Source organism: Bartonella sp. B10834G3 (assembly GCF_016102505.1).
In the GTDB taxonomy this organism is placed as follows: Bacteria; Pseudomonadota; Alphaproteobacteria; order Rhizobiales; family Rhizobiaceae; genus Bartonella; species Bartonella choladocola.
Genome location: NZ_JACFOM010000003.1, coordinates 110550 through 129101, shown reverse-complemented (window position 1 = coordinate 129101; position 18552 = coordinate 110550). Strand labels below are relative to the sequence as shown.

The following is an 18552-nucleotide window of genomic DNA, read 5'->3' as shown; positions in this document are numbered from 1 at the left end:
TTTTCTTTATAAACCGGACTGGCCGGTTCCCGTGTCGGCTTTTGATAATCCCTCTTGCCTCACCCCGTGGCGGTTTTAATAAACTGACGGCTAAAAATTGTCAGGTTTAACAAATTCTCCTATCCGGACGATCAATTGAATGCAGATAGGGGCAAATGCAGATAGAGCCAAAGCACTGAGCTTGAAAATTCTGTCACTGAAGTGATTTTCATTGCCCGCTCCCGTAAGCGATATTGGTATCCGCTCTTCGGGAGAGAATTGTCCGGAAGGTAGCAACACCGGCTTTGTTAGGCAGTGTTATTTTTTACGCTACTTTTTTTGCGCTAGGTTTTTTTACGCTAGGTCTTTTTGCGCTAGGTTTTTTTACGCTACGTTTTTCTGCACCGCGTTTTTACCCATGTTTTTGCGGCTAATATTTTGTTATGCCATGGTCTGGTGTTTCTGGTGCTATGTATCGCATTTCTATTTTTTCGGAAGTTTTGTGGCTTGCGATCAAAGCCTGACAAGCCGGCACTGTTATCGGGGTTTTGAAAAAATCGCGCGCATTAGGCGACAATAGATATTTTCTGAACAATACTATCCGGTTTTATCTGCGCCTGTTTGAGCTTGCTTGAGCCTGTTTGAACCTATCCGTTCCTGTCCGGCAGTTTTCCCGCGTCAGGTTTTCCAGACGTGCGATCGTCAGTTCAATTTGTCAAAATCGGCAAAATGTTCGAGTGCAAGTCCGGTTGCGGTAGCAACATTCAGGCTATCGAAATCATAAGCAATGGGAATGCGCAAGGTTTCGGTATCCTTCAGGACAAATTCGGGAAGACCTTCGCCCTCAGTACCGAAAACCAGAGCTGTTCTTTTCGCAACTTCCGCATCTTTCAAATAATTTGAAGCGGCGGGCGAAAGCGAATAGATACGGAAATCGGCTTTTTCAAGCGCTGTGAGAATTTCTTTTATATCTTCACCTTGGGTATAGGGAACTTTCAATGCAGCTCCCACCGAAACGCGAATGGCTTTGCGATAAAGAGGATCACAGCAGGTTTTATCAATGATAATTCCGTCGGCTGCAAAAGCGGCAGCGTTCCGGAAGATCGACCCCATATTATCGTGGTTGGAAATTCCGCACAGCACCGGAACGAGTGCTTTTTCCGGCAAACCGGCCAAAAATTCTTCAAGTGTTGGCGTCTTTATACGTTCTCCGATACCCAGAATACCGCGGTGGACATTAAAACCGGCAATGTCATCCATAATTTTCTGCGGTACACAGTAAATAGGGCAGGCGGGCTTGGTTGCATCGAGCACCGGCATCAGCCCCAAAAGCTTGGCTGCGGCAACCAGCAATGATCGGGCTTGAAAACGTTCCGACCTTAAAAGAACCGACAGAACCACCTTGCCTTCGGCGATGAAATGATGTTCGCGCCCGACAAGGTCTCGTTCACGAATGTCCCGATAGGGGGCAAGCCGCGGGTCTTCAACATCGCTAATTGTTGTAATATCCAAACTCATAAAACAAACCTATCACCGTTTCTGATGCTCTGCCAGATGATGGATAATGTCTTCCTCGGTGATAACGCCGATGACACGCCCATTTTCGGCAACGCCAATGGCACCGTTTTTCCGGTCACACACACTGATGAGATCAGGTAAACTCGTATCAGGTTTTGCCATGGCTGCAACAGAAATATCGCCATTCTCATAATTATAGGGGCGCATGACCTGTCTTGCTGTCAAAAAGCTCAACGGGTTGATGTGGCGCACAAAGTTGGCGACATGCTCATTGGCGGGCGATAGCACAATTTCCTGTGCTGTACCACATTGCAAAATCCGTCCGTCTTCCATAATGGCAATGCGGTTTCCCATTTTGATCGCTTCATCAAGATCATGGCTGACAAAAATCAATGTTTTATTGAGCCGCTTTTGCAGTTCCAGAAGTTCGTCCTGTAAATGGTTGCGAATGAGCGGATCAAGTGCCGAAAACGGCTCGTCCATCAACAAAACGGGTGCGCCGGTTGCAAAAGCACGGGCAAGGCCGATTCTCTGTTGCATACCGCCGGAAAGCTCGGTCACCATACGGTTGGCCCATTCATTCAATCCGACCAGATCAAGCTGTTCGGCAATAATCGCCTGACGTTGTTTTTTGGGCACTCCGGCCACTTCAAGGCCGAAACCGATATTATCGGCGACCGTGCGCCAAGGAAACAGGCCGAATTGCTGGAATACCATGGAAACAAGGCGCGTGCGCACATAGCGCAATTCTTCTCTCGAAGCGGTGGTGACATTGATTTCATTGCCGACATCACCAACATAGATATTGCCTTCGACCGGCTTTATCAAACGGTTGATCGTGCGCAGCAAAGTCGATTTTCCCGAACCGGATAGCCCCATCAGAACCAATGTTTCACCCTCGGCAATGTCGAGCGAACATTCATGCACACCAAGCACTGTATTGGTTCTGTCCTTGATTTCTGCCCGTGATGCGCCCTGATCTGCAAGATCGAGCGCCTGCTGTTGACGATTGCCGAAAACCACACTCACATGATCTATGATGACTCTGGCCATTAGCGTGCCTTCCCCGGTCGAAACAGGCGGTCAAGTACGATTGCGACCACCACAATAACGCAACCGGCTTCAAAGCCCATAGCTGCATCATGCTGCTGCAATGCGCGATAGACTTTGACACCCAGACCATTGCCGCCAACTGTTGCTGCAATAACCACCATGGAAAGCGAAAGCATAATGGTTTGCGTCATGCCCGCACGTATTTCCGGCATAGCATGGGGAAATTCGATTTTCCATAAAATCTGCCGCCGGTTGGAACCGAATGCTTTACCCGCCTCGATCAAGGCTTTTGGCGTCGACACAATACCTTGCTGGGTGAGCCTTATGGGGGCAGGAAGCACAAAGATAATGGTTGCGATCAATCCCGGTACCATGCCAATGCGGAAAAAAATGATAGCCGGTATCAGATAGACAAAGGTCGGCAATGTCTGCATAAGATCGAGAATGGGTTGGATCCCGCGATATATTTTCGGACGATGGGCGCAGGCAATGCCGACCGGCACGCCAATTCCCATACAAAGAATGCACGACCAGAACAGCAGAGCTATTGTTTCCATCGTGTCAACCCAGTAGCCCTGATTGATAACGAACAGAAACCCCAGTGCAGTGAGCACAACAACCCGCCAATTTCTCTGGATAGCAAAGGCAAGAACACATAAAATAGCAATCAACAAAAGCGGATTTGGCCACAATAGAAGTGCCAGAGTGGCTTTTAACAGGCTGCCAAGACCCACACGCAGAGCCGTGAAAACCAGCCCGCCATGCTCTTTCAAAAACTCGACGATCGTATTTGCGGTTTTTCCGACCGGAATTTTATAGTGTGTATTTGTCTCTTCATCGGGTGCGCCGAGTGCGTGGTCAACGGCTTCAACAGCGTTACCCCCATTGACGGTCGTCACCCCCGAAAGCCAGCCTTTTACCCTTTCTTTATTGGATAAAAGCCATGAATGGGCAGCATTTTCCGGGTCTTCACCCTGATCGAGGATTTGATCCATCAGGTGGTTTTCCATATCGACATCGAAAACGAGATTGCCGAGAAAACGCGTTACATTGGGACATTGCAGACGATAATTCTTGCGAATATTGGTGCCGACTTTGGCATTGCCGAAATTTTTCCCGAAATATTGGTCACCACCGGAAAGATAGGCCATTTTGAAGCGCATATTCATCGGGTGTGGTTCCCACCCCAAGAATACGATCGGGCGGTTTTCCCGAATGCGTGCTTCGACTTCGGCAAGCATGGCCTGTTCGGAGGTTTCGACAATATGGAAATCGGTAAGCCCGAAAGCGGAATCATGAAGCATTGAAAGAATAAGGCGGTTGCCGTCATTGCCCGGTTCGACCCCGTAAATGGTATAACCCAGTTCAGGGCCGAAACGTTTTATATCTTCAAAGCTTTTCAAGCCCTTGTCATAGACAAATTGCGGCACAGCCAGCGTATATTTTGCCCCTTCCAGATTATAACCGAGGAGCTCGACACTTCCATCGTCCTGATAAGGTTTGAAATCGGGTGTCATGGACGGGTTCCAATAGCCCAGAAAAACATCAATATCGCCATTGGAAAGCGAGGCATAAGTAACAGGAACGGATAAAATCCGTGTTTCGGTATCATAGCCGAGTGCTTTAAGAAGTGTGGTGGCAATACTGGTTGTCGCTGAAATATCTGTCCAACCGGTATCGGCAAAGCGCACAATTTTGCATGTTTCAGCTTCGTTTATATCCGCGCTTGCATATCCCGTTCCCGCTGCCAGAAACAAGCTCAGGAAAAGAAATGCTATTTGTTTCAAAATGCCCGACAAGATTTCCGGCAACTCCATGATTATACAATGTCCAGCTTAAGGACGGGGTTAGACTATTTCAATAAAGAATGAAATAAGGTTCACAAGAAAAGCCTTTTATTATGGAATCGCACAATGCAACTTCCTGCCAATTTGAAAAACGCGCTTGACGAGCTTTTTCAACAGACAAATCCCGCCGAACTTGAAAAAGCGTCCCACCGGCTCACCCAACGCTATCGCAATGAAATACTTGACGGGAAAATGCATATTGCCGACAGGAATGCAGCATTCGGCTATATAGCAGCGCGTTTTCCGGCAACATATGCGGCCGTGTTTTTGGCACTCGATAAAGTTACAGAAATTTGCCCGTCTTTTTCACCGTCAAGCCAGCTTGATGTCGGCGCCGGACCGGGTACGGCCGTTTTTGCAGCAAGCCGGATTTTCCCTTCACTTCGACATGCAACGCTTGTCGAGCAAAGCCATGATATTATTGCTATCGGTAAAACGCTGTTTTCAGCGAGCCTTGTGAATGACGATAGCACCCCGTCCGCTTCAAAACATGTAACAACAGATTGGCAGAATATGGATATTTCTTCTGCCGCTTTTGAAAATCTCGCCAAAGCCGATCTTGTCACAGCAAGTTATGTGCTGGATGAACTTCCTGAAAAAATACAGGATCACCTTGTTGATGGCCTATGGAACAAGACCGGAGACATGCTTTTTCTCATTGAGCCGGGTACGCCTGCCGGTTTTAGAAGATTGAACCGCCAACGTGACAGGTTAATTGAAAGAGGCGGCCATATTGTTGCACCTTGTCCGCATGAATTTGCTTGTCCGGTCGAATCGCCGGACTGGTGCCATTTTTCTGTAAGAGTCGAACGTTCGCGCACACATCGCCTTACCAAACAGGCGATCGTGCCCTTTGAAGACGAAAAATTCTGCTATCTTGCCTTCGCTCATGAAAAGCCCGATGTGCAATATTGTCGCATCCTGTCACGGCCTCAACGCTCCAGCGGAAAAGTGGAATATACGATCTGCACTTCCGGTGGTGAGAAAAATGCCGAAATTACAACGCGGAGGAATAAAAAATTATACAGCGAACTGCGTCGTCTGGAGTGGGGAGATATATTAAAAAAATAAAACCATAGGTTGTAAATATTTGTTGACTATTCCTATCTGTCAACTATATTCACCTTCGCCGCACAAATAGAACTCTATGTTTGAAAGTGCCGGCGACAGGTGTTTAGGTCCCCCGCTATTTCCTACACCTGTATCCCTTCTCCAACGAAGGGGAGAAAAGTCCGGGTCCCCAATGCCCGGACTTTTCCTTTTCTTAATAGTTTCAAGTATATTCGCATTTTGACTATAAGGCTATTTGTTTATTCAAGTTTATATTGATTCCGAGAGCAGCGAATCAGTTTCATCTATCAAGTTTTAATTATGAAAAATCACATGAATACTTTTTATCGTTCTTCAAATTTTCCGTATTCTAAAAAATAAACAAACAGTTTTTTGATTGACGAGCAGGTAATCCATTTTTTGGAAATCTATAGTTCGTGAACGGACGACTGTCACAAAAACATTTGCGCAAAGAAAAAACCGGAATCTTTGTAAAAGAAAGACAGTTCCGTAATGCTTAAGAGAAATAGCTTATAACAAAACGGAAAAGTGATAATGGTAGCAGATTATCAGATTCGATTTTTACAAGTATAATTTTTCATTAAAACAAATTTATTCTATTTTAGAGTATTTCTATATTTCAAATGTCATTTTGTCGGGCAGCCCCGCAAATCGACGCTGATTCGCGCAGCGGTTGAAGAAAAGTTTGATGCAGAAGGGCGTTCGATTGCTTTCGGTGGTGTTGTTTTGTGTTGCTATAGAATGGCGGACAGGTTAAAAGACGGGAATGAACAATAAACGTACATTCATGATCTGGTGGTGGGGTTGCTTTTAGCGGCCTCTGTTTGTTTGTGCAAAAATTCAGGACAAGGTCGCGACGGATAACCGGGCGGCCTTTTTTATATACTCCGTCCGGATAAGTGACCTAATTAACAGGACGGAGTTCTAATATGGATAAGAACATGGCAGGCGAGAAAGCTTTTGAATATCTCACAAAAGGCGGTTTGAAGATTCGTCGTCGCTGCGAGGATATTGCCTATCAGGGAGCGATTGACCGGATTGTTGATGCTCTTGATAGCCGCCGCGGGGCAGTTTTTTCATCGAACTATGAATATCCGGGGCGCTATACACGTTGGGATTCGGGCTTCATCAATCCGCCGCTTGTTGTCACTTCGCGCGGCCGCCATATGAAAATCGAAGCTTTGAACGAGCGCGGCAAAGTTCTTATCGACATGATCGAACCGCGTCTTCAAACGCTGGACGATATTCAATCGACAAAACGCACAGATGATAAGCTCGCAATAGATGTTAAAAAACCGGGGCGGGTCTTTAGCGAGGAAGAACGCTCGCGTATGCCATCGGTTTTTTCTCTTTTGCGTGCGATTTGCGATATTTTTCATTCAACCGAAGACCAAAGTCTTGGTCTATACGGGGCATTCGGCTATGATCTCGCCTTCCAGTTCGAGCCGATCGAGTTTAAAATAAAACGTCCGGAAGACCAGCGGGATATGGTGCTTTACCTGCCGGATTCCATTCTGATTGTCGACCATTATTCGGCACGTGCATGGGTGGAAAATTATGATTTTTCCGACAATGGAAAATCGACTGAAGGTTTGAGCCGTGACACGGAAGAACAACCGTTCAAAGCAGCCAAAGCCGTTCCGCAAAAAGGCGATCATGAAAAGGGTGAATATGCCGCTTTGGTCAAAGAAGCCAAAGAAAGTTTCAAGCGCGGCGACCTCTTCGAGGTTGTTCCGGGGCAGACTTTCTATGAAACTTGTCCGGCAAGTCCTTCGGCAATCAGTAAAAGGTTGAAACTCACCAACCCTTCGCCTTACTCGTTTTTTATCAATCTTGGAGAACAGGAATATCTCGTTGGGGCATCGCCTGAAATGTATGTTCGCGTAACCGGAAGACGGGTTGAAACCTGCCCGATTTCGGGAACAATCAAACGCGGACAGGATGCCATTGCCGATTCCGAGCAGATACTGGCTTTGCTCAATTCCAAAAAGGACGAATCCGAATTGACCATGTGTTCGGATGTCGACCGCAATGATAAAAGCCGCGTTTGCGAACCGGGTTCGGTGAGGGTCATCGGGCGGCGGCAAATTGAAATGTATTCCCGCCTTATCCACACGGTCGATCACATCGAAGGGCGGTTGCGCAATGGCCTTGATGCGTTCGACGCATTTTTGTCACATGCATGGGCGGTGACTGTGACCGGTGCGCCGAAATTATGGGCTATGCGCTTTATCGAAAATCATGAAAGAAGTGCGCGTGCATGGTATGCCGGTGCTATCGGCATGGTGTTTTTCAATGGCGATATGAATACGGGGCTAACACTTCGCACAGTGCGTATCAAGGATGGTGTGGCATCGGTAAGAGCAGGCGCTACATTGCTCTATGATTCCAATCCGGAAGAGGAAGAAAAAGAGACAGAACTGAAAGCGTCTGCCATGATTGCCGCTATCCGTGACAGTGCAAAACCATTGCCAAAGGCGGTAAGGCAGGAGAAAGAAAAGCCCGGCACGGGTGTCAATATTCTGCTTGTCGACCATGAAGACTCATTTGTGCACACGCTTGCCAATTATTTCCGCGAGACCGGCGCCAAGGTGACAACGGTAAGAAGTCCGGTGGATGACAAGGTGTTTGAAACGGTCAATCCCGATCTTGTTGTTTTGTCACCGGGGCCGGGAACGCCGAAAGATTTCAATTGTGAAGACACAATCAATAAAGCACGGGCGCGTAAAATTCCGATTTTCGGCGTTTGTCTGGGGTTACAGGCTTTGACCGAAGCTTTTGGCGGGAGTTTGCGGGTATTAAGCGAACCGATGCACGGTAAACCGTCACGAATCCGCATTACCGGCGAAACCCTGCTGTTTACGGATTTGCCAAAAGAAATAACGGTTGGCCGCTACCATTCAATTTTTGCCGACCCGAGCCGCTTGCCTTCCGAGTTCAAGGTTACGGCGGAAACAGCAGACGGTGTAATCATGGCAATCGAGCATAAAAGCCAGCCGATTGCGGCCGTCCAGTTCCACCCCGAATCAATTATGAGTTTAAGTGGCAATGTCGGTATGGCGATCATTGAAAATGTTGTTTCAAGACTAATCAAGAAAGCATGGCAATGAAAAGTGCGAATTCAAGGCTGAAACAATTAGCAATCTGGTCTATTCCGGTTGCCATTATTGTTTTTGTACTCAAATATTTCGCTTATTATATAACAGGTTCGGTGGCTCTTTATTCCGATGCGCTGGAATCGATTGTCAATGTCATCGCGGCCATTGCGGCTTATGTTGCCATCCTTATCAGCATGAAACCGGCTGATAACGATCACCCCTTCGGACACACCAAGGCCGAATATTTTTCGGCAATTCTTGAAGGGGCAATGATTTTTGTTGCCGCCATCATGATTTTACACGAATCATGGCCTTTGCTCACCTCTACCCATTTGCCCGAACAGCCAGGCTACGGGCTGGCGATCAATCTTGTTGCCAGTGCGATCAATGCAATCTGGGCGCTGATTTTGATAAAGCAGGGAAAAGTCTCGCATTCACCTGCATTGAAAGCCGATGGCATGCATTTAATGACGGATGTGTTTACATCTATCGGCGTGCTTGCCGGCCTTCTTGCCGCTATCTTGAGCGGCTGGGCCATTCTTGACCCCGTGCTTGCTATTATTGTGGCTCTGAACATTCTCTGGCAAGGGTGGAAAGTCATCAACAATTCGGTGCAGGGGCTGATGGATGTCGGTGTCGAGCTTGAAGAGACAATGCGCATCAGGGATATTATTTCAAGTCACGCGGCAGGTGCTATCGAAGCCCATGATTTGCGAACACGTGTGGCCGGACAGGTCACATTTATCGAATTCCATCTGGTGGTTCCTTCCAAAATGACGGTGGGAGACGCGCACGATATATGCAATAGAATCGAAGATGCTCTGAAACAAGAAATCGAAAACGCGCGTATTGTCATTCATATCGAACCGGAAGAGGAAGCAAAATTGCCAAAGGGGACAACCGCCGTTCCCATTGCATGAGGAGCATTATGTTAAAAATCAGAAATCTGAAAGAAACTGTATTATCCGACCATTGGACAAAGCTGACAGCCGTTTCCTATGAGCAGCAAGATGCGGATGGCGAATGGAAAACCGTGAAGCGCGAAACCTACCATAACCGCAACGGAGCTGCGGTTTTGCCTTTTGACGAGGACAGAAAAACGGTTCTTTTTGTCAAACAGTTCCGCGCACCGACTTATCTCGCAACCGGCAGCATGTATGTGCTCGAAGCATGCGCAGGACACATCGAAAAGGGCGAATCAGCCGATGATACAATGCTGCGCGAGGCAAAAGAGGAATTGGGCTACCAGCTCCATAATCTCGAACTTGTTTTCAAAGGCTTTACAACCCCCGGTTTCTCGACCGAACAGCTATGGCTTTATCTGGCCAATTACCGCCCGCAAGATCACCGTTTTTCCGGTGGCGGGCTAGCCAAAGAAGGGGAAAATATCGAAATTGTCGAAATGCCGGTCGAAGAGGCGATAAAGCTTAATGACAAGCAACAAATCAACGACATGAAAACAGCTTTGCTTGTGAACGAATTGCGCCACCGGTTGAAACTTTGACGATATGAAAGCAAATAACCCCGCTTTAAACATCATAATCCCGTTTGGAACATGATAGTCCCGTTTGAAACATTGAAGTTCAGGTTCACAACTTTGAACACGAACGGGTGAAGGTTTGATAAAACAGGTTGCGCTTGAAAAAAACCTGTGCCATATTTTTCGTTATGGAAAAGTTTGACGCACAAAAATTATCGGTTTTGTACTGCATCGGGGATGCAGGCTTTTGTGCTTTGCCTTCAAACTTGCTTCTTCTTGGGCTTATGAGCGACTGCCGGGGCCGGTGAGGGGCGCCCGGCGGTCGTTACCTGCCGGCGTAAATGCTCCTCTTCAACAATCTTCATTTTAAAATATCAACCGGTTACCGGTGTTTCAGACGAGCATAGATCATGAGTATTTCACCAAATTTTTCACATAAAGGCATGCCGACAGCATCGCAAAAATATCAACCTTACCCGCAAGTTTCATTGAAAGACCGCACCTGGCCCGACAAGCGTATCGAAAAAGCACCAATCTGGTGTTCTGTCGATCTGCGTGATGGCAATCAGGCTTTGATCGACCCGATGGGACAAGACCGCAAAGAACGCATGTTCCGCCTGCTTCTGGAAATGGGCTTTCCGGAAATCGAAATCGGTTTTCCATCTGCTTCGCAAACCGATTTCGACTTCGCGCGCTGGTGTATCGAACATGGCAATGTTCCTGAAAATGTAAGTTTGCAGGTTCTGGTGCAATGCCGTCCGGAATTGATTACCCGCACCTTCGAGGCGCTGGATGGCGCCAATCATCCGATCGTGCATTTTTACAATTCGACCAGTGAATTGCAGCGGCGGGTTGTGTTCGGAAAAGATGTTGCCGGTATCAAGAAAATCGCAACCGATGCGGCAAAAATGGTGATGGATATGGCCGCCAAAGCCGGTAAACATTACCGTTTCGAGTATTCGCCTGAAAGTTTTACCGGAACCGAGCTTGAAGTTGCGCTGGAAATATCGAATGCGGTCATCGAAATCGTTAATCCGACACCCGAACACAAGATGATTTTGAATTTGCCTTCCACGGTCGAAATGTCGTCTCCCAATATCTATGCCGATGAAATCGAATGGATGGGGCGCAATATTGACCGCCGTGACAGCGTTCTGATTTCTCTGCACCCGCATAATGACCGGGGTTGTGGCATTGCAGCCACCGAATTGGGCCTGCTTGCCGGTGCCGATCGTGTGGAGGGGACACTGTTCGGTAATGGCGAACGTACCGGTAATGTCGACATTGTCGCGCTGGCGCTGAATATGTTTACCCAAGGCGTCGATCCGGAACTTGATTGCTCGAATATCGAAAAGATCAAGGAAGTTTACGAATATTGTAACCAGCTCAGAATTCCGGAACGCCACCCTTATGTCGGCGAATTGGTCTATACTGCTTTTTCGGGTTCGCATCAGGATGCGATCAATAAAGGCATGAAGGCAATGAAAAAGTCGAACAAGACTTTGTGGGAAGTGCCTTATCTGCCGATTGATCCGCAAGATGTCGGCAGAAGTTATGAAGCCATTATCCGCATCAATTCGCAATCGGGCAAAGGTGGCATTGCCTATATTCTGCAATCAGACTACGGCTTGAACCTGCCGCGCGCTTTGCAAATCGAATTTCGCGATGTGATTCAACATATTACCGATGAAGAAGGCAAAGAATTGCCGTCGAAGCGCATTTATGATGAATTCGTCAAGACTTATGTCAAACAGAATGGTGGCCGCTTCGGCTTTGTCGATTACAAGACCAAAGCTGATCCAAAAGAAAAAGGCCGTGTCGAGGTGAGCGCAAAAATTACCGATCGCGGACAAGAAAAAACCATTAAAGGAACGGGAACCGGTCTGGTTGACGGGTTTATCGACGCTTTTTCCAAATATCTCGGCAAGAAGCTTTCGGTCGTCGATTATTCGGAACATTCACTGCAACGCGGTTCGGATGCAAAAGCCATTTGCTATATGGAAATAGCCTATCCGGAAGGAAAAATATTCGGCGTTGCCATTGATGAAAATATCGCGACAGCTTCGCTCGATGCTATTGTTTCGGCGGTTAACCGGTTGAAACTCTAATTTTTCAAAGGCGGCAACAAGGGCTTATTGTCTTGCTCAACAAGGGCTTATTGTCTTGCTGTTGCCGCCCGTCAACCTCTTGCCCCCGTCAACCTCTTGAAAATCGCAATCATGCGAAAAATAGTAAGCGGCATTTGGTAAGTTGCCGGCGGAAGTTTCAATAGTCTTGCCCGTCAACCTTTCCGGAACGCTTATATAGTCTTCTCGCTACTTTATAACGGTTAAGCCGTCTCAACGCTTCAAGACGCTTATTCTGCCCGTAGTCTTCTCACCAGTTCATAACGTTAAGCCGTCTTACCACTCCAAGAACACTTATGTAGCCTTCACCACGTCAAAACGGTTATAGTGCCTCATGACTTCAAAACGGCTTATGTAGTCTTCTCGCTACTTTATAACGGTTAAGCCGTCTCACCACTCCAAGAACACTTATGTAGCCCTCTGAATAGGGGTAAAACCCACGCTTTTTATTCGCCACGAAAGCCGGTACGGCCGAAAAAGGAAAGATAAAAAAGATCGGGAGCAATCGCGCTTTGTCAGTGTGACAAAACAATCGACATAAAAAGTCCTAAAAAACAGAAATTCGGTTCAATACACGAAATATCCGGAAACAATAGAGCAATTGATTGACATGAATGACAGGCGTTAAACATCGTCAAGGTCAAGGCTTTGCATTTATTTGGCTTTTTTGTCTTTTTTGGGGGCATAGATTTTGCTCGAAAACACCAGTGTTCCGTCTGTTTTTTGGCGCTTTATTCGAGCATATGAAATCCAAGTTACAACAGGTATATTCGGGCTAAGCAAACCGGTTCATGCCGCGTTATCATTCGTTCAAATGCCGGAGTTATTTTAAACGCTAATATTATTTTAAACGCTAATATTATTTTACATGCTGGTATTATTTTAAACCGGCTGTGTTCCAGCCGGTCACAGGAAAATTGCTGTCAGGTCTTTTGTTTGAATGCACTAAATCGAATGCACTAAAAGAGCGGAACTTTTTCGGTGCAGTTGATTTCATTCTCTTTATTGATAATGGTATAGCGTTCAAGCCCGCAATGCCAGCTTTCACAATCACCGTCGATTGTAAACCAGTTGTAATTGGCAGGAGGCTTTTTACCGCCAAAGGCTTGCGAGGCAGAAGCAACGCCAACCACCGGAACATCGCGTTCTTTCCCTTCAATATGTTCAAGAGAAGGAACATGGGTATGCCCATGGAGAACAAGTTCTGCACCTTGTTGTTTGATGACACGTTGGAAACGTTCAATACCCCATAATTTTTTATGCCAATTGGTAGCGTTTTTATAAGGGGGGTGATGTATCATCACCATCCGGAACAGATTACGTTCTTTCGCTTCGCGTAAAAGATCGGCCAGATGATAGGCCTGTGCACTGTCAAAGTGGCCGGTTGCGAAAAACGGTGGTGTGGCAATGGCTGAAGAAACGGCAATAATAGCGACCTGTCCACGAACCCGCATATAGGGGAAAAGGGCACTCCAGCCATGGGCTTCTTCGCTGGTAATCCACGGGCGAAAGGTTTTGCAGGCTTTTTTGAAAGCGCCCCCGACATAGGCATCATGATTGCCGAATGTAAGCGAAATATCGCTCGCCGGACCTTGCGCCACAAGCCAGTCTTTGGCGGCCGCGAATTCTTTTGGCAAAGAGAGATTCACGAGATCACCGGTTATGACAAGATGGTCAGCCTGTTTTTGTTTGATACTTTCCATTAAAGCATCAAGCGTTTGCCGTCCCATTTCACCGGTACGGTTTTTCTTCCAGTTAATATAACCGGTTAAACGCTTTCCCATAAGCTCGAAAAGACGAGGGGCAGGAAGCGGCGACAAATGAATGTCGGATATATGAGCCAAGTGAAACATTCCACAGAACATAGCGAGACAATAAAAATAGGCAACAAAAAAACAAAAAGCTTTTAAAATGAAGAGGATATAAGAACAAACATGGCAATTGAGAGAGTATAATATCGGAAAAATTCAAAAAACAGCTTAAAAAGAGACAATTATTCGCCACGCACCGGAAGAGAGAAGGCAAACGAAACGGTAATGTCTCCATTTGTAAAACAGTCGAAGCAGACGTTTGCAGCCTTCATAATATTCGCTTCCTCATAATATTCGCTTCCCTTGAAAAATATGACGGGAAATAAGCGGGCTTTAGCTCATAGGCCTCGAACCCAAGCGCACAAGACCGGTGTATGACATTTTGTAAGATTGGTAGAATTTACAAGATTGCTATATTGCAATTTACCGGGAACAGCCACTCTCAGGAAAATGGCATCATATATCCATCAACGGCCCCGCGACATATGCCGCCCTTTCTTCTCGAACATGAGTTGCGAGAAAGATTCTAGATCTCAGTTTTATAAGAATTCCGGTGATAAAATCCAAATCCGCCATCATTCAGGAAATGGCTGGGATTGGCATGTCTCTGCCGATGATCTCGTAAATCGTCGGGCGAAGGGCGGAAAATCATATTCTGAGTGATTGATAACCAAAAAAATGAGCTGCCCTTTGTGTTGTGAAATACAAAATTACCTTTGCATGGCGGGACAAGCTTGAACGAATCCTTATAGGCAGGAAGGAGGTTAACAAGTTTTGCTCCGAACCGGAATTGACAAGGGGTATGTGCACGGTGAGGCCAGCGTGAAGGAATACCATCGCCAAAGAAGCAGGAGGTTAGGCAGGGCTTTTTTCGTGAAACGGGATTGGTCAGGCGTGTGTTTGCGGTATGGCAGGTTTGAAGGAAATTCCATGAGCCGTGGGAGGCTAGCGTTTTTTCCTCCTTACAGGTTTTGCAGGGGGGGTCTGCGCCGTGTAGCGAGCTCTAAGGATTCCCGTAACCAAGGAAACTGGTAAGCAGGGCGGGCTTTTTCATAGAACAGGGTTGGCAAGGCATATTCTGCGCGGGTGAAACACGCTTGAAAGAACCTCTCTTTGAGTGGGGAAGATTAACGACGGTTTTATTCTGAAACGGGATTGGCGGAACTTATGTGCATTGTGTAGCAAGCTCTAAGGATTCCCGTAACCACGGAAACAGGTAAGCAGGCGGTCTTTCTCATAGAACAGGATTGGCAGGCATAATCTGCGCGGTGAAACACGCTTGAGAGAACCTCTCTTTGAGTGGGGGAGATTAACGACGGTTTCATTCTGAAACGGGATTGGTCAGGCGTCTGTTTGCGGTATGGCAGGTTTGAAGGAAATTCGCTGGCCGTGGGGGAGGCTAGCGTTTTTTCCCCTTTAACAGGTTTTGCGGGGGGCTGCGCGGTGTAGCAAGCTCTAAGGATTCCCGTAACCAAGGAAACAGGTAAGCAGGGCGGGCTTTTTCATGGAACAGGATTGGCAGGCATAATCTGTGCGGTGAAACACGTTTGAGAGAACCTCTCTTTGAGTGGGGAAGATTAACGACGGTTTTATTCTGAAACGGGATTGGCAGAACTTATGTGCATTGTGTAGCAAGCTCTAAGGATTCTCGTAACCAAGGAGACAGGAGGTTAGGCAGGGCGGGCTTTTTCATAGAACAGGATTGGCAGGCATAATCTGCGCGGTGAAACGCGCTTGAGAGAACCTCTCTTTGAGTGGGGAAGATTAACGACGGTTTTATTCTAAAACGGGATTGGCAGAACCTATGTGACTAGTGAAAACGGCTTGAAAGACACTCTTTGAGCAGCAAGGGCGGCAAGCGAAATTTTTGTTCTGACACAGGATTGTTGTGCACGTGTCCGTGATGGAGCAAGCTTGAAGGAATGCTATGGACCCGCAAGGAAGTTGCCGCGGTTAACGAGGCTTGTGTTCTGAAAGCAGGATTGGCAGCGCGCGTGTGCGCGGTGCGGCAAGTTTGAAGAAAACCCTTGAGTAGTAAGGCGGCTGGCGCGCTTTTATCGTGAAATAGTATGCAGATGTGTATTCAGGACATCAGATAAAGCAGGAAACTTAAAAGCCGGAGATGTAAAAGCCGGAGACTTATTGAAAACAAAAAAGGACGCTAAAAAGCGTCCTTTTTTTGTGAAAAGTAAACCAAGCCCCCTCAATTTACTTTTTCAAGCCCCCGCCTTTATTAGAAGCGATAGGTTACACCAGCGCCGATCAGCCATGGATCAAGCTTGGCTTTACCGCTGATGTGTTCATTCAGACCCAAAGCGTCAGCAGTTGCTTTGTTAAGCTTGCCGTCGAAATCCGGACGGAGGTAAAGTTTCTTGACATCAAAGTTGAAGCCCCAGTGTTGGTCAAGCATGTAGTCAAAACCAACTTGAAGAGCGCCGCCCCATGTGTTGTCGATGTCGAGGTCTCTCAAACCAATGCCTGCTGAATTGTGGTCAGCATCTTCATTGTAGAAGATTGTGTAGTTAACACCACCGCCGATATATGGCTTGAATGCGCCGAAATTGGTGAAGTGGTATTGAAGAGTAAGGGTCGGAGGCAAAATCCATGTTTTACCAAGCTTGCCAGCACCTGCTGCATGCAACGAACCTTGACCGTCGATTGACGAATAGGTTGTACCCAAAATCAATTCGGCAGCGATGTTGTTGGTGAAGTAATAGGTGATGTCGAGTTCAGGAATAACTGTGCTCGAGAAGTCGAGGTCAGAACCATGAATCTGGTTAACATGGCCTTTGTCGCGTGGAACAACGCCGAGAGCGCGAACGCGGATCTGCCATGGGCTTTGAGCTTCCTGAACAACAGGCTTTGCACTCTGAACATCGGCAGCCGAAGCTGAACCTGAGAAGCTGAGTGCTGCAGCGATGGCAACTATACTGCTACCGATCAATTTCTTCATATCATTGTCTCCTAAATCAATATGCGTGCGTGTTTCACATCAGTAATTTGATTACGTTCAAGCCTATTTAATCTGAAATATCCATTGATTTGAATCAAACAATCGCCTTTTTGCCGCTTTATCGCCTTGTTTGAGAAGTAACTGTATCATTATTGCAACAAATTTTGTTGGCTGTGGAAAAAAACAGAGGCCGTTTCCGGCGATTATTAAGTGACTGTTTACTAAGTCGAATCAACTGCAAGAAGAAAAAATCTGTTTATCCAAGAATTTCTGTTACAACTGTTTATTCATGAAACAGTTTTAATAACCGGATGCAGGTAAAGATAGATCGTTAAAAAAGCCAAACTCACAAGATGCTGATAAAGTGATTGCTTTCATGCTTTTTTACCGCTAACAATTTTATTGTTGCATAGGAATTGCTTGGCCGTTCGGAAATCGTCCATGATTGGTAAAAGCCGTTAAAGCCACCAATCGGGATTTCAGGTATTCGGCCAAGAAAATGCACGTCGGACATAGGCAAACAGTTAACAAGTAGACAATGATGTTTTTTTCAGATCAACGACGATGAACTGCCAGTGGTTTTGGATACTTTGCCGTTGATTATGTTTCACTTGTTTTCTTGCCGGTTTTCATATGGAAAATTATTCGTCTGCACTCGACCTTTCACAAACGCCAAAAGTCGATAATAACAATATCACGTTGATTTCCGAAAAAACGGATCATCAGGAAATGATCGAAGAGCTGAACAGAGAAGCTTTCGGTCCTGCCCGTTTTACACGTGCTGCCCACCTTATCCGCGAAAAGGGCGGGCATGACCTTGGCCTTTCATTTGTTGCCATTTTCAATCATCATCTGGTCGGTACAATCAGAATGACCCCGATTGTGGTGGGAAATGTCAATGGCTACCTGCTTGGGCCGATTGTTATTTCACCGAAGTTCAAAAGCTTAGGCGTCGGGAGCCTGTTGATGCGCCATACGATCGAAACGGCAAAGGCCAAAGGGGTTCCCTTTATTCTGCTCGTTGGTGATGAACCTTATTATCGCCGTTTCGGTTTTTCAAAAGTGCCGGTAACGGACATGGTTATGCCCTTGCCGGTCAATCCTGAACGCTTGTTGGCACTTGAACTTGTTGATCGTGCATTGGAAACAGCAAAAGGGCTTGTGCTTCACAAAAACCAGTCCAAACGGCAAGATTGAAAACCGGTCAAATCGGCAGGGCAGATTTTATCTGCTTTCAACGGCAATTGAAAAGCGGTGCATGGGGTGAACGCCGGCTCTATTTTGAAATTCGGTGAAGGACTTATGCCCATCGGAAACAGGCGGTTCCTGCCCATATGTTTTGGACTTTGCCAAAGTCTTCGTGCTTTTGTTCAAGTGTCGAGACAATCAGGCTCGAAAAAGTGTCGAGACAACCGAAACTCTCGCGAGAGTTAAAGACGATCGCGCCGGTTGAAAGGCATTGCACCGGTCGGAAGATGTTGCACGAGTAAAAAACGGTTATGACTGTCGAAAGGCCTTAGAACGGTAAAAACTGGCGTGACTTTCGGTTATCGTTAAGAACAACGGAAATTGTTGTGACAGTCTGCAACATGTTTCATTTGTGGTCGAAATTCTCG

Annotated in this window: 11 protein-coding genes and 1 pseudogene; 6 read left to right on the top strand and 6 right to left on the bottom strand. The window is 46.7% G+C overall.

Going from position 1 to position 18552, the window contains the following annotated elements:
• Positions 1–681 precede the first annotated feature (681 nt).
• From H3S94_RS09665 to choX, 4 genes and pseudogenes are all read right to left on the bottom strand, one after another.
• On the bottom strand, positions 682–1497 hold the full coding sequence (locus tag H3S94_RS09665) for an RNA methyltransferase (RefSeq protein WP_198231412.1): 816 nt from the start codon (positions 1495–1497) through the stop codon (positions 682–684).
• 12 nt (positions 1498–1509) lie between these two features.
• Positions 1510–2550 carry a glycine betaine/L-proline ABC transporter ATP-binding protein gene (locus H3S94_RS09660; protein WP_077993054.1) on the bottom strand — a complete coding sequence of 347 codons (1041 nt, stop codon included), beginning with the start codon at positions 2548–2550 and terminating at the stop codon, positions 1510–1512.
• The gene (gene choW / locus H3S94_RS11930) at positions 2550–3362 is read right to left on the bottom strand and encodes a choline ABC transporter permease subunit (RefSeq protein WP_225868191.1); all 813 of its coding nucleotides are present in this window, start codon (positions 3360–3362) and stop codon (positions 2550–2552) included. The genes H3S94_RS09660 and choW overlap by 1 nt, the downstream gene beginning before the upstream one ends.
• Positions 3363–3392: 30 nt before the next feature.
• Positions 3393–4337: pseudogene (gene choX / locus H3S94_RS11925) on the bottom strand (choline ABC transporter substrate-binding protein); the annotation flags it as partial.
• Positions 4338–4463: 126 nt separating this feature from the next.
• On the opposite strand from choX, the gene H3S94_RS09650 reads away from it, so the two are divergent.
• The 5 genes from H3S94_RS09650 to leuA all read left to right on the top strand — a co-directional run bounded on the left by H3S94_RS09650 (position 4464) and on the right by leuA (position 12154).
• On the top strand, positions 4464–5468 hold the full coding sequence (locus H3S94_RS09650; RefSeq protein WP_198240909.1) for a small ribosomal subunit Rsm22 family protein: 1005 nt from the start codon (positions 4464–4466) through the stop codon (positions 5466–5468).
• Positions 5469–6397: 929 nt separating this feature from the next.
• Entirely contained in the window at positions 6398–8578 is a 2181-nt protein-coding gene (locus H3S94_RS09645) for an anthranilate synthase (protein WP_198240908.1), read from the top strand.
• Positions 8569–9486: a cation diffusion facilitator family transporter gene (locus tag H3S94_RS09640; RefSeq protein WP_369805253.1), complete on the top strand. Its 918-nt coding sequence runs from the start codon at positions 8569–8571 to the stop codon at positions 9484–9486. The genes H3S94_RS09645 and H3S94_RS09640 overlap by 10 nt, the downstream gene beginning before the upstream one ends.
• A gap of 8 nt (positions 9487–9494) precedes the next feature.
• A complete protein-coding gene (locus H3S94_RS09635) occupies positions 9495–10070 on the top strand; it encodes an NUDIX hydrolase (RefSeq protein ID WP_198240907.1) in 576 nt (191 codons plus the stop codon).
• A gap of 386 nt (positions 10071–10456) precedes the next feature.
• Positions 10457–12154 (top strand): 2-isopropylmalate synthase, encoded by a 1698-nt coding sequence (gene leuA, locus H3S94_RS09630; RefSeq protein WP_077993045.1) that lies wholly within the window; start codon positions 10457–10459, stop codon positions 12152–12154.
• A gap of 977 nt (positions 12155–13131) precedes the next feature.
• Here the strand turns inward: leuA and H3S94_RS09625 are convergent.
• A complete protein-coding gene (locus H3S94_RS09625) occupies positions 13132–14037 on the bottom strand; it encodes a metallophosphoesterase (protein WP_077993041.1) in 906 nt (301 codons plus the stop codon).
• Positions 14038–16216: 2179 nt separating this feature from the next.
• A complete protein-coding gene (locus tag H3S94_RS09620) occupies positions 16217–16936 on the bottom strand; it encodes an OmpW family protein (protein WP_077993040.1) in 720 nt (239 codons plus the stop codon).
• A gap of 633 nt (positions 16937–17569) precedes the next feature.
• Here H3S94_RS09620 and H3S94_RS09615 point away from each other — a divergent pair.
• On the top strand, positions 17570–18133 hold the full coding sequence (locus tag H3S94_RS09615) for a GNAT family N-acetyltransferase (protein WP_225868096.1): 564 nt from the start codon (positions 17570–17572) through the stop codon (positions 18131–18133).
• Positions 18134–18552 lie beyond the last annotated feature (419 nt).